The 13,048-nt window shown below is 58.3% G+C and carries 14 protein-coding genes; 11 read left to right on the top strand and 3 right to left on the bottom strand.

Features of this window, described 5'->3' with window-relative positions:
• The first annotated feature begins 157 nt into the window (after positions 1-157).
• The 11 genes from AC1D2P_RS20105 to AC1D2P_RS20055 all read left to right on the top strand — a co-directional run bounded on the left by AC1D2P_RS20105 (position 158) and on the right by AC1D2P_RS20055 (position 10,291).
• Complete coding sequence (locus AC1D2P_RS20105) at positions 158-1,057, top strand: LysR family transcriptional regulator (RefSeq protein ID WP_109786913.1); 900 nt, start codon at positions 158-160, stop codon at positions 1,055-1,057.
• 435 nt (positions 1,058-1,492) lie between these two features.
• Positions 1,493-2,614 (top strand): Re/Si-specific NAD(P)(+) transhydrogenase subunit alpha, encoded by a 1,122-nt coding sequence (locus AC1D2P_RS20100; protein ID WP_477811559.1) that lies wholly within the window; start codon positions 1,493-1,495, stop codon positions 2,612-2,614.
• 15 nt (positions 2,615-2,629) lie between these two features.
• The gene (locus AC1D2P_RS20095; protein ID WP_007947884.1) at positions 2,630-2,953 is read left to right on the top strand and encodes an NAD(P) transhydrogenase subunit alpha part 2; all 324 of its coding nucleotides are present in this window, start codon (positions 2,630-2,632) and stop codon (positions 2,951-2,953) included.
• Positions 2,953-4,386: an NAD(P)(+) transhydrogenase (Re/Si-specific) subunit beta gene (locus AC1D2P_RS20090; protein ID WP_046031101.1), complete on the top strand. Its 1,434-nt coding sequence runs from the start codon at positions 2,953-2,955 to the stop codon at positions 4,384-4,386. Before AC1D2P_RS20095 ends, AC1D2P_RS20090 begins: the two co-directional genes overlap by 1 nt.
• 213 nt (positions 4,387-4,599) lie before the next feature.
• Positions 4,600-6,093, top strand: coding sequence for an acetyl-CoA hydrolase/transferase family protein (locus AC1D2P_RS20085; RefSeq protein ID WP_077430951.1), 1,494 nt, complete (start codon positions 4,600-4,602; stop codon positions 6,091-6,093).
• A 319-nt stretch (positions 6,094-6,412) separates the two neighbouring features.
• Positions 6,413-6,628 carry a DUF1127 domain-containing protein gene (locus tag AC1D2P_RS20080; RefSeq protein WP_046031099.1) on the top strand — a complete coding sequence of 72 codons (216 nt, stop codon included), beginning with the start codon at positions 6,413-6,415 and terminating at the stop codon, positions 6,626-6,628.
• Positions 6,629-6,885: 257 nt separating this feature from the next.
• Positions 6,886-7,095, top strand: coding sequence for a DUF1127 domain-containing protein (locus AC1D2P_RS20075; protein ID WP_077430952.1), 210 nt, complete (start codon positions 6,886-6,888; stop codon positions 7,093-7,095).
• 144 nt (positions 7,096-7,239) lie between these two features.
• The gene (locus AC1D2P_RS20070; RefSeq protein WP_046031098.1) at positions 7,240-7,560 is read left to right on the top strand and encodes a DUF2388 domain-containing protein; all 321 of its coding nucleotides are present in this window, start codon (positions 7,240-7,242) and stop codon (positions 7,558-7,560) included.
• Positions 7,561-7,667: 107 nt separating this feature from the next.
• Complete coding sequence (locus AC1D2P_RS20065; protein ID WP_077430953.1) at positions 7,668-7,985, top strand: DUF2388 domain-containing protein; 318 nt, start codon at positions 7,668-7,670, stop codon at positions 7,983-7,985.
• A gap of 27 nt (positions 7,986-8,012) precedes the next feature.
• Entirely contained in the window at positions 8,013-8,333 is a 321-nt protein-coding gene (locus AC1D2P_RS20060) for a DUF2388 domain-containing protein (RefSeq protein ID WP_046031096.1), read from the top strand.
• Positions 8,330-10,291 carry a DUF7844 domain-containing protein gene (locus tag AC1D2P_RS20055; RefSeq protein WP_109786912.1) on the top strand — a complete coding sequence of 654 codons (1,962 nt, stop codon included), beginning with the start codon at positions 8,330-8,332 and terminating at the stop codon, positions 10,289-10,291. Before AC1D2P_RS20060 ends, AC1D2P_RS20055 begins: the two co-directional genes overlap by 4 nt.
• A 54-nt stretch (positions 10,292-10,345) precedes the next feature.
• Here the strand turns inward: AC1D2P_RS20055 and AC1D2P_RS20050 are convergent, their stop codons facing one another.
• From AC1D2P_RS20050 to trpB, 3 genes are all read right to left on the bottom strand, one after another.
• Positions 10,346-10,801: an anti-virulence regulator CigR family protein gene (locus AC1D2P_RS20050; protein WP_109786911.1), complete on the bottom strand. Its 456-nt coding sequence runs from the start codon at positions 10,799-10,801 to the stop codon at positions 10,346-10,348.
• A 121-nt stretch (positions 10,802-10,922) separates the two neighbouring features.
• Positions 10,923-11,735 (bottom strand): tryptophan synthase subunit alpha, encoded by an 813-nt coding sequence (trpA, locus tag AC1D2P_RS20045; RefSeq protein ID WP_109786910.1) that lies wholly within the window; start codon positions 11,733-11,735, stop codon positions 10,923-10,925.
• Entirely contained in the window at positions 11,735-12,970 is a 1,236-nt protein-coding gene (trpB, locus tag AC1D2P_RS20040; RefSeq protein WP_007902766.1) for a tryptophan synthase subunit beta, read from the bottom strand. Before trpB ends, trpA begins: the two co-directional genes overlap by 1 nt.
• Positions 12,971-13,048: the final 78 nt, after the last annotated feature.

Here is a 13,048-nt window from a genome sequence, read left to right as displayed (position 1 = left end):
GAGTGTGTCCTCTCGAATCGGGTCAAATAACGTGGACTGATCCTAGGCCGGGTTCGGCATTACGGCAAACGAGGATTTCGCATACTGTTGTGCTAAATTCTCACTCCGAAACATCGCAAAAGAGCCTTTATGCGATGTATTAGTGAGGTTGACGTACATGCGCAGGAAAATCCCCAGCACCACCGCCCTGATCAGCTTTGAAGCGGCCGCACGGCATGAAAGCTTCACCAAAGCCGCCCAGGAGCTTTCGCTGACCCAGGGTGCGATTTGCCGACAGATCGCCAGCCTGGAGGAGTTCCTCAGCGTCGAACTGTTCCGACGCTCGCGGCGCGGGGTGAAACTGACGGAGGCCGGCCTTTCCTACAGTCGCCGCGTGGCCACACAGCTCGACGCAGTGGAACGGGACACGTTGTCGGTAATGGGGCAACAGGGCGCCAATGTGATCGAACTGGCGGTAGTTCCGACTTTCGGCACTCAATGGCTGCTGCCAAGACTCAAAGACTTTCAGCACAAGCACCCGGAGGTGACGGTCAACCTCACCAACCGCACCCGCCCGTTCCTGTTTGCCGACACTGATTTTGATGCGGCGATTTACTTCGGTGACGCCGATTGGTCCGGTACCGAGTCCCACAGGTTGATGGGGGAAAATCCGATGCCAGTGTGCAGTCCGAACCTACTGGGAAAAAAGACTCGGCTGACACCTGACGAAATCGCCGACCTCCCCCTGCTGCAACAGACCACCCGCCCTTATGCATGGCGTCAGTGGTTCAACTCCCAACAGCTGAATATCCCTCGGGACATGACAGGACCGCGCTACGAGCTATTCTCCATGCTTGCTCAAGCCGCGATGCATGACATGGGGATTGCGCTAATCCCTCCGTTCCTGATTCAGCGTGAACTGGCGGAGAAACGACTGGTGATTGCCAACCCCCAGGCACTGTCCAGCATCAAGGCGTATTACCTGATGATTCCCGAGCGAAAGGTGGAATCAGCCTCTTTGAAAGCATTTCGCGACTGGCTGCTCAATCAGGCTCACAGCTACAACCTAGAGGGATAAAGGCTTCAAGGGATTAACTGACCCCGTAGTCAGCAAATTAAAAGCCCTACAGATATAACTATATGTCGCATATTCACAGACTGTACCGAAAGGCAGCACCAACGTCCCAGAAGCGCCTGAAGACGTGGCTTTGAGCCTCTATTTGCGGTCTATAACGCCTCATTCAGCGTAAAGATATGTAATTTCTGTAATTTCGACAAAAACTCCTGTAAGTCACGGCCTGCATGGGGTGCAGCCGGTTAGTTGCGACATTCGGTCACGGGGTGACTTGTAGTTAATTTTCCGTCACCCGTCATAACCCCTTGAAGGGCACAAAGTTCGCCTGCAAAATGCCGCGCCCCGCCTTGATTTGGCGGGATCGTGCTGATCGGCCGCCCCAGCCGCACCATCCGTAGTGCCTGGGTTTACTCAATAAGATCACGCAGGAGATTTGACGTGCACATTGGTGTTCCTCTCGAAACCCAGACGGGTGAAACGCGGGTTGCTGCAACCCCGGAAACCATCAAGAAGCTGATCGGCCAGGGTCATAAAGTCACTGTGCAAAGCGGCGCCGGCGTTAACGCCAGCGTTGTCGACAGTGCCTATGAAGCGGCAGGCGCAACCATTGGCAGCGCCAATGATGCGTTTGGTGCAGAGCTGATTCTCAAGGTGGTCGCCCCCAGCGACAGCGAGCTGACGCTGATTAAAAGCGGCACCGTTGTGGTGGGCATGCTCAATCCGTTCAGCAATGAAACCATTGCCAAGCTGGCCGAGCGCGGCATTACCGCCTTTGCATTGGAGGCTGCGCCACGCACTTCCCGTGCACAGAGCCTGGATGTGCTGTCCTCCCAAGCGAACATCGCCGGCTATAAAGCGGTGTTGCTGGCTGCTCATCACTACCCGCGCTTCATGCCGATGCTGATGACAGCAGCAGGTACCGTGAAAGCAGCGCGCGTGCTGATTCTGGGCGCAGGCGTGGCCGGATTGCAGGCGATTGCCACCGCCAAGCGTCTGGGCGCGGTTATCGAAGCCTCGGACGTACGTCCGGCGGTGAAGGAACAAATCGAATCCCTGGGTGCGAAATTCGTCGACGTGCCGTRCGAAACCGATGAAGAGCGCGAGTGCGCTGTCGGTGTCGGCGGTTACGCGCGTCCAATGCCCGCCAGCTGGATGCAACGTCAGGCCCTGGCCGTACACGAACGCGCCAAGCAGGCTGACATCGTTATCACCACGGCACTGATCCCGGGCCGCAAGGCACCGACTCTGTTGAGCGCCGAAACGGTGGCGCAGATGAAGCCGGGCTCGGTGGTCATCGACCTCGCGGCGGCCCAGGGCGGCAACTGCCCGCTGACCGTGGCGGATCAGGTCGTCGTTGCAAACGGCGTGACCATTTGCGGCCCGACCAATCTGGCCGGTGAAGTGGCGGCAGATGCGTCGGCGTTGTACGCCCGTAACCTGCTGGACTTCCTGAAGCTGGTCTTCAACAAAGAAGGCCAATTCGAAGTGAACCTAGAAGACGATATCGTCGCCGCGTGCCTGATGTGCCGCGACGGCCAAGTCATCCGCAAAAACGCCTAAGCAGGGATTCAGACGATGGAAGAGCTTATCTCCCCCGGTATCTACAACCTGATCATCTTCGTGCTGGCGATTTATGTCGGTTATCACGTGGTCTGGAACGTTACGCCTGCGCTGCACACACCGTTGATGGCGGTGACTAACGCCATCTCGGCAATCGTCATCGTCGGCGCCATGCTGGCAGCGGCCTTGACGGTGACGCCGCTGGGCAAAACCATGGGCACCCTCGCGGTGGCCCTGGCAGCGGTGAACGTGTTTGGTGGCTTCCTGGTCACCCGCAGAATGCTTGAGATGTTCAAGAAAAAAGCCCCGAAAGTCGTAAAAGAAGAGGCGCCTAAGTAATGAGCATGAACCTTGTCACGACGCTCTACTTGATCGCGTCGATCTGCTTCATCCAGGCCCTCAAAGGCCTGTCGCACCCAACCACGTCTCGGCGCGGCAATGTCTACGGCATGCTCGGCATGGCGTTGGCGATCCTCACCACCGTGGGCCTCATCTACAAGCTGGGCGCTGAACTGGCCACCGCCGGCATCGGTTACGTTATCGTTGGCCTGCTGGTCGGCGGCACCGCCGGCTCGATCATGGCCAAGCGCGTCGAGATGACCAAGATGCCGGAACTGGTCGCCTTCATGCATAGCATGATCGGTATGGCCGCCGTGTTCATCGCTATTGCTGCTGTCGTTGAGCCGCAGTCACTGGGCATCGTCAAGCAACTGGGCGATTCGATTCCGGCCGGTAACCGCCTGGAACTGTTCCTTGGCGCAGCCATCGGTGCAATCACCTTCTCCGGTTCGGTCATCGCTTTCGGCAAGCTCTCGGGCAAGTACAAGTTCCGCCTGTTCCAGGGCGCACCGGTACAGTTCAGCGGTCAGCACAAACTGAACCTGCTGCTGGGCCTGGCCACACTGGCTCTGGGCGTGACCTTCATGATGACCGGCAATCTCAATGCCTTTGCGCTGATGCTGGTCCTGGCCTTCGTGATGGGCGTGCTGATCATCATCCCGATTGGCGGCGCAGACATGCCGGTGGTTGTGTCGATGCTCAACAGCTATTCCGGTTGGGCGGCAGCCGGTATCGGCTTCTCGCTGAACAACTCGATGCTGATCATCGCCGGTTCGCTGGTGGGCTCAAGCGGTGCGATCCTCTCGTACATCATGTGCAAGGCGATGAACCGTTCCTTCTTTAATGTGCTGCTTGGCGGCTTCGGCAACACGGCCGACGCAGGACCGGCCGGCGCCCAGGAAGCCCGCCCGGTGAAATCCGGCTCGGCTGACGACGCGACGTTCCTGCTGACCAACGCCGATACCGTGATCATCGTTCCGGGCTACGGCCTGGCAGTGGCCCGTGCCCAGCACGCGCTCAAGGAGCTGACCGAGAAGCTGACTCATCGCGGCGTGACCGTGAAGTACGCGATCCACCCGGTTGCCGGTCGTATGCCTGGCCACATGAACGTGTTGCTGGCCGAGGCAGAAGTGCCTTACGACCAGGTGTTCGAGATGGAAGACATCAACTCCGAGTTCGGCCAGGCCGACGTGGTGCTGGTGTTGGGCGCCAACGACGTGGTCAACCCGGCCGCCAAGAACGATCCGAAATCGCCGATTGCCGGCATGCCGATTCTCGAAGCGTTCAAAGCCAAGACGATCATCGTCAACAAACGTTCGATGGCCAGCGGTTATGCCGGCCTGGATAACGAACTGTTCTACCTGGACAAAACCATGATGGTCTTCGGCGACGCCAAGAAAGTCATCGAAGATATGGTTAAAGCGGTCGAGTAACCCTCCGCTGCTACACTGAACGCCCCGACTTGTCGGGGCGTTTTTGTTTGCGCAAACGCTGGACAATTTGCCGCGTTGTTACCGATCCGGTAACAGTGTTTTACTTGAAACCCGCTGAATAGACGCCTCGTTTGCGACCTTGGTAGCGGGACAGGCGCCCGCGAAATTCACTAGACTGCGCATCCTGCTACCCGTTGCCCGAGATAACAATCCATGTACCGTGACCGTATTCGCCTGCCTTCGTTGTTGGATAAAGTGATGAGCGCTGCCGACGCTGCCGCTCTGATTGAGGACGGCATGACCGTCGGCATGAGTGGTTTCACCCGCGCCGGCGAAGCGAAAGCCGTACCTCACGCGCTGGCCGAACGCGCCAAGGTCACGCCGCTGAAAATCACCCTGATGACCGGTGCCAGCCTGGGTAACGACCTCGACAAACAGCTGACCGAAGCCGGTGTACTGTCGCGGCGCATGCCCTTCCAGGTGGACAGCACCCTGCGCAAAGCCATCAACGCAGGCGAAGTGATGTTCATCGACCAGCACCTCTCGGAAACCGTGGAGCAACTGCGCAACCAACAACTCAAATTGCCGGATATCGCGGTGATTGAAGCCGTTGCCATTACCGAACAGGGCCATATCGTACCGACCACATCGGTCGGCAACTCGGCCAGCTTCGCGATTTTCGCCAAACACGTGATCATCGAGATCAACCTGGCGCACAACCCGAACCTGGAAGGCCTGCACGACATCTATATCCCGACGTACCGCCCGACCCGCACGCCGATTCCACTGGTGAAGGTCGATGATCGCATTGGCAGCACCGCCATCCCGATCCCGCCGGAGAAGATCGTCGCGATCGTGATCACCAATCAATCCGACTCCCCCTCCACGGTGTTGCCACCGGACACCGAGACCCAGGCCATCGCCGACCACCTGATCAACTTCTTCAAGCAGGAAGTGGCTGCCGGACGGATGACCAACAAGCTTGGCCCATTGCAGGCCGGTATCGGCACCATCGCCAACTCAGTGATGTGCGGCCTGATCGACTCACCGTTCGAAGACCTGACCATGTATTCCGAGGTACTGCAGGATTCGACATTCGACCTGATCGATGCCGGCAAGCTGAGCTTTGCGTCGGGCAGCTCGATCACCTTGTCGAGTCGTCGCAATGCCGACGTGTTTGGCAACCTTGAGCGCTATAAGGACAAATTGGTGCTGCGCCCACAGGAAATCTCCAATCACCCGGAAGTGGTGCGTCGACTGGGCATTATCGGTATCAACACGGCGCTGGAGTTCGACCTCTATGGCAACGTCAACTCCACGCACGTGTGCGGCACACGGATGATGAACGGCATTGGCGGCTCGGGCGACTTTGCACGCAATGCGCATCTGTCCATCTTCGTCACCAAATCGATTGCCAAGGGCGGGGCAATCTCCAGCGTCGTGCCGATGGTCAGCCACGTTGACCACACGGAGCATGACGTCGACATCCTCGTCACCGAAATCGGTCTGGCTGACTTACGTGGTTTGGCACCACGGGAACGGGCGCGGGTCGTCATCGACAACTGTGTGCACCCGGACTATCGCCAGGCCCTGGACGACTACTTCACCGCAGCTTGTGCAATCGGCGGACACACGCCACATATCCTGCGCGATGCGCTGAGTTGGCACATCAACCTGGAAGAAACAGGGCGCATGCTCAAGGCGTAATTGGTACAGATAGCGGCTGACGCAAACACAGTTTCGTCAGCGCGCTATTGTTTCGTGGAAATCTGTTTAAAACTGTACTGCTGTACTGGTCATTTCCTACCGTAATTCCCTACCTTTTCAAACCATTCACACGAAAACGCACTAAATAAGTGCAGATAGATACAGTTGCCTCAATTTTTACCAGTACACCGCCTATAAACAGTTAACTGAGCCCTCACAATACAGATGAACTGTATCTACAGTGACTAGGCAAACGAGAGGATCATGGGCACCAGTTAAACCACTACCTAATCCCGCCACAAGCGGAAGGATGTCAATCATGGAACGTACACTCAGTTCCGGCCTGTTCTTCGAAGACACTGCTGCAAAAACCCAAGCCTCGATGCCTCTGCGCGTTATCGCCAACCTGATGCTGTGGCAGCGCCGCATCTCCAGCCGCCATCAACTGGCTCGCCTGGATTCGCGTCTGCTGGCTGACGCCGGGATTAGCGAAGCACAACGCTACGAAGAGCTGAGCAAGCCGTTCTGGCGCTAAGCTAGCGTCGCTGGCCCTGACCCCTCGGGTCCACTGCCAGCACTCCAGATTGAAAAAACAAAGCCCGTCGTGGGAAACCACGACGGGCYTTGTCGTTTTCGCGCCATCGAACTCGGAAAAACAACAGCGTTATGCAAGAGCGGTACAGTTTGTTAAAACCGATCACTGTACAAGTACAATTTCTATGCGGTGTATCTGTTTAGCAAAAACGGGGAGGGCCACCATGGAGGCTCATTCCAAAGCACACGGATCGCGCCATGAATCACTTACAAGATATTTCCGCACCTGCGCCGCAAGCGAAACCTTGTTTCACCTGGCTACAACGTACGTGGGCAGCACTCTCCCGCGGCCTGGAACGGGCCAGAACCCGGCGCCTATTGGGTCAGCTAAACGATCAACAGCTTTCAGACCTGGGCATCAGCCACGCCGATCGCGTCAATGAACTGGATAAACCGTTCTGGCGCTAGCGACCGACCCTGAACAGACGGGCTGTGCGAACTGTTAAAAGCAGGCCTAATATCAACCGGAACGTGGCGCACGCTGTACAACAGGCGTCTGATCCAGCAGATACCTTGCCACCTCTCAATTGGTTTTCCTGAAGGAGATACACCATGTCCCGTCTTCGCTTGCTCAGCGTCGCAGCCCTGCTTGCAGTGGCTGCCAATGCCAACGCCACCAGCTTTGTCGTGACCACTGACGCTGTCGTCAAAGCGTTAAAGGCCACGTCCGATGCAACCACCGACGTCGTTTCCTCTTCTTTTAAGGACAACAAGATTGTGCGTGAAGCGCGCGATGATGCCGCCAGCTTCGTCGCCAGCGAAGGTGCCATCCGCGGCGTAAAACTCGAAAGTGCGCTCGATTACATTCGCCACCAGGCGCCACAGCTGAACGCAACGGATGCACAGCTGGCTCAAGCCATCCTGACCATCTAAGCGAAAGCCCTGACGTGGGACACGCCCAACGTGTCCCCATGTTTCGGCGCTGGCTCTAGACCGGACGTTGCGCTAGCCTTGGGGCTCGCTTTCAGCTATCGAGTCTCATGCGTTTTCATTCAAGGTTGTTGCTCACGCCCCTATTGCTTGTGGCCTGCTGGTCGGGCTCGGCACATGCTTTCGATGCCTTCAATCTTTCCACACAAGGTACTGTCGCCAGTGGTTATGGCAGCAGTCTGGTGACCTCCGCGCCCTTCGACCGTAAACTGCTGCTCGCCGCTCACGATGATGCAGCGGCATTCATCGCCAGCGACACCCAATTGCGAGGAGCACAGCTGGAGTCCGCCCTGATTTATCTGCGCCAGACCCAGCCCAAACTTCATGCAAGCGACCTTGAACTGGCACTGGCAATTCTCGTCCAATAGTTATCCTTGTTTCCCCGGAGTCGTTCCATGCGTAGCCCGCTGATTGCTGCCACCCTTGGTCTGTTGTTGCTGGCCGATGTGGCACAGGCCCATACCCTGGTTGCCACCAGTAACATGCTCATTCGTGCCACCCAGCGCACGCTTGATTTCACCTCTGATACCACCACCTCCATCCGTGACTCGAAGATCATTCGTGAAGCCCACGACGACGCAGCCACGTTTGTTGCCAGCGACGGCGATATCCGTGGCGCGCACCTCGAAGCGGCTTTCAACACCCTGCGCGATCGCGTGCCTGAGGCCCGGGATGCCAGTGACCAGGTACTCGCCGAAGCCATCCTCGCCCTGTGAAGTCGCCAGCCGCCTGGCTGCTGGCCGGGGTCATGTTGCTGTTCGGCAACGCGGCTCACGCCAGTCTGCAATTACAACTCAAGACTGAAGGTCTCAGCCCGGCACAACAGCAGGCCAGCCAGGCACTGTTAGATGAAGCCATGCAGGCGCTTCCGCCTCGTTTCATCGAGCAACTGGATCGGCGCATTGATGTCGGCTGGACCGACAACATGCCAAGCAATGCCTACGGCCAGGCATCGCTGGTGTCCGAACTCGACCTGAACCGCAACCTGCTCGCCAGCCTTACCGATGGCAGCGCCGCGACCAGGAAAACCTATCGCCCTCACGGCACCGTACGCAGGGAAATGCTCGCCACGGTGGTGCACGAGCTCACCCACATTTACGACCGCTCGCGCCTGTGGCCAGACGCGGAGCGTAAATTGATTCAACGCTGCACCCGGCGCAACAACAGTGCCGGACTGGTCGGTATTCCTGACGAGTGCCGTGGCCAGAATGATCGTCGCTTCACCCTCAGCGACGATCCACGCCTGCTCGACCTGGCCGGCTGGCAACAATACGTCGGCCGTCGCGGTGAACGTGAACAACACAACAAGCAGATCGCCCGCAGTCCGGACATCTACGAAACGGACAGTCCCAAAGAGTTCGTCGCGGTCAACATGGAGTATTTCCTACTCGACCCGAGCTACGCCTGTCGTCGTCCAATGCTGTATCGCTACTACCAGGAACACTTCGGCTGGGCGCCGGCAGCCAAAAACACCTGCGCCAAAACCTTCGCCTTCCTCAATGCTGGCAATGACTTCGCCAAGCAACCCCTTGGGCAGGTGGATCCGGAACGGGTCTATGCCGTCGACTATCTGCTGGCCGAAGCCAATCAGAACTGGGTCAGCCGCTGGGGCCACAGCATGTTGCGACTGGTGATCTGTGCGCCAGGACGACCACGGGGGCCCGACTGCCGTCTCGACCTGGACCAGCATCTGGTCTTGTCTTATCGCGCCTTCGTCGGTGACGTACAGCTCTCGAGCTGGGACGGATTGGTCGGTAAATACCCGTCGCGCCTGTTTGTCCTGCCACTGGCCCAAGTGATCGACGAATACACCAAGACCGAACTGCGCAGCCTCGCCTCGGTGCCGCTCAATCTGTCGCGCAGCGAGATCGAAGGCGTCGTGGAGCGCGCCGCCGAGATGCACTGGAGTTACGACGGCAGCTACTTTTTCCTGTCCAACAACTGCGCGGTGGAGGAGCTGAAGTTGCTGCGCAGCGGCACCAATAATGCACAACTGGTCGGACTGGATAACATCATGCCGAACGGCTTGCTCAAAGTGCTCAAGGGGCGCGGGCTGGCGGATACCAGCGTGCTGGATGACCCACGTGAAGCGCTCCGACTGGGTTATCGCTTCGACTCCTTCCGCGATCGTTATCAAGCCATGTTCGACGTGTTGAAGAAGCGCTTGCCGATCAAGCAGGAAAAAGTCGAAGACTGGCTGGCATTGAAAGCGGTAGAGCGCCGGCAATGGTTCGAACAGGCTGACCTGCGCGCCAGCGCGGCGTTGTTGTTGTTGGAACAGGCAGCCTTGCGCCAGCAATTGCTGCTGGCTCAGGACGAAGTAAAGCAGCGTTACCTGGGTGCTCGGAATCTGGAAAACGGCGGTATGGACAAGGCCAATGCGACCTTGAAGGATATTCTGGCCAACAGCGGCTACCTCAGCCGTCCGGCGGAACTGCTCGGCAGCAGCGGTTATGGATTGCCCCAACCGAGTGAATGGCAACGCCTGGAATCAGAAAGCAGCCTGCGCCAAAAGCAACTTCTGGTGCTGACAGGCGACCTGGACAAGGAAGTGAGAGCGCTGCTCGAACCGAGTCGTGCAGCCGAAATGGCCGCCAATGAAGCCAACCTGAAGCAAGTTGGCGAACATCTGAGAAAGCTGCACAAGGCAGCTGGCGGGTTGGAGCTGCCCTAGTAAAAAGGGCTTCGTGGATGATCCACGAAGCCCTTTTTTTGCTTGCACGTTAAATCAAAGAACCCCTTCCAGAATTTCGTAAACAACCCCGCTGCCTACGGCGATCAGCGCAATGTCGCCGCCTGCACGACGCCATTCATACCCCGGGTAATACGGCAGGCGACCCAGCGCGCGATTGTCCAGACGCTCACCATAATAGCCGTGGGGCAACGGCCGGCCGCGTTCCAGATGAATACCCGGAGGTGGTGGCGCACCGCGCACAAAATACCCATGATTGTCGTGAATCGTCTGGCGCACCGGGCCGAAGTCCCGGGGCGGAGGGCCCCCGCGATGGTTGTCCTGATGACTACGGTGATCATCGCCATGATTGTCACCATGGTTATCGTATTGACCCTGCTGAGGGCCGCCATGGTCGTGATCGTCGCGCTGATCAGCGCTCGCGTGCAGCAATGGGGTGGCACTCAGCATCAGCACGCCCAGGCTGGCAATCAGACGTTTCGGCATTTTCATCGGGGCTTTCCTCACTGCACATACAGCAAAAAGGGCCTCAGAACGTAGTCCTGAAGCCCTCGGTCTTGCTGGTTAGTCTGTGCCGCGAGGCTCTAATTCCTCTGTATCAGGAACTTTACCTTCAGCTGACCCGCGCTTGACGCACGCCTTCCGACAGCGCTGCGCAAAGGCTGAGCACACCATCAATCGCCTGATCCGGCGTCGACGCATTGGCGATGTGATCGATCAATGCCGACCCCACGACAACACCATCTGCCAGGCGAGCAATGGAAGCCGCTTGCTCCGGAGTACGAATGCCAAAACCAATGCTGATCGGCAAATCTGTGTGGCGACGCAGACGCGCAACCGCCTCTTCAACGTGTTCCAGCGTCGCCGCCCCTGCACCGGTCACACCCGCAACCGACACGTAGTAAACGAAACCGGAGCTGCCGTTCAGAACCGTCGGCAGGCGCACGTCATCAGTGGTTGGCGTGGTCAGACGAATGAAATCCAGACCCGCTGCCTGAGCCGGGTCGCACAACTCGCCGTTATGCTCGGGCGGCAAGTCGACCACGATCAGGCCATCAACACCGGCCTCTTTGGCTTCAGCGATGAAGCGTGGCACGCCGTACATGTGGATAGGGTTGAAATAACCCATCAGCACCAGCGGAGTCTCGGTGTTGCCTTCACGGAACTCGCGAACCATTTGCAGGGTTTTCGCCAGGTTCTGCTTGGCGCCCAAGGCACGAATGTTGGCCAACTGGATCGCCGGGCCATCAGCCATCGGATCCGTGAAGGGCATGCCCAGCTCGATCACGTCGGCGCCAGCCGCGGGCAAGCCTTTGAGGATTGCCAGGGAAGTGTCATAGCTCGGGTCGCCAGCGGTGACGAAGGTCACGAGGGCGGCGCGGTTCTGTTCCTTGAGTTCGGCAAAGCGCGTTTGCAGGCGGCTCATCAGTGTTTCTCCTGCTTGGATTGCTCTTGTTGGGAGTGTTCCATGTGGTGCATCACGGTTTGCATGTCTTTGTCGCCACGACCGGACAGGTTGACCACCATCAGGTGATCCTTCGGCAAGGTCGGTGCGCGTTTGAACACTTCGGCCAGGGCGTGGGCGCTTTCCAGTGCAGGAATAATCCCCTCCAGGCGGCAGCATTTGTGGAACGCATCGAGGGCTTCATCGTCGGTCACCGAGGTGTACTGAACGCGACCGATATCATGCAACCACGCGTGTTCCGGGCCGATACCTGGATAATCGAGGCCGGCGGAAATCGAGTGAGCATCGATGATCTGGCCATCGTCGTCCTGCAACAGGAAAGTACGGTTGCCGTGGAGCACGCCCGGTACGCCGCCGTTCAGGCTGGCTGCATGTTTACCGGTTTCGATACCGTAACCGGCAGCTTCCACGCCGATGATCTCGACACTCTTGTCGTCCAGGAACGGGTGAAACAGGCCCATGGCGTTGGAACCGCCACCGATGCACGCCACCAGGCTGTCCGGCAGGCGACCTTCTTGCGCTTGCAGCTGTTCACGGGTTTCCTTGCCGATAACGGCCTGGAAGTCGCGAACCATGGCCGGATACGGGTGTGGTCCGGCCACGGTGCCGATCAGGTAGAAGGTGCTGTCGACGTTGGTTACCCAGTCACGCAGCGCTTCGTTCATCGCATCTTTCAGGGTGCCGGTGCCGGCGACGACCGGAATCACTTCGGCGCCCAGCAACTTCATGCGAAACACGTTGGCTTGCTGACGTTCGATGTCGGTGGTGCCCATGTAGATCACGCAGTCGAGACCGAAACGAGCGGCTACGGTAGCGGTCGCCACGCCGTGCATGCCTGCACCGGTTTCGGCGATGATGCGTTTCTTGCCCATGCGCCGCGCCAGCAGGATCTGGCCAATGCAGTTGTTGATCTTGTGCGCGCCGGTGTGGTTCAGCTCTTCACGCTTCAGATAAATCTTCGCACCACCRCAGAACTCGGTCAGGCGTTCGGCGAAATACAGTGGGCTCGGGCGTCCGACATAGTCGCGCTGGAAGTAGGCCAATTCTTCTTTGAACGCCGGATCTTCCTTGGCCGCTTCGTATTCGCGGGCCAGGTCGAGGATCAACGGCATCAGGGTTTCGGCAACGTAACGGCCGCCGAACGCGCCAAACAGGCCGTTGGCATCGGGGCCATTGCGCAGATTAGTCTGGGTCATGGGTCGCTCCGGTTGAATGGGTGGGATGATGCTTTTGAAAAGAGAGTGGGCTTAACTCTACCCCTGACGCCCCACTCT

The organism is Pseudomonas sp. P1_F1_2 (assembly GCF_056405815.1).
This window is presented reverse-complemented; position numbering and strand designations above follow the sequence as displayed.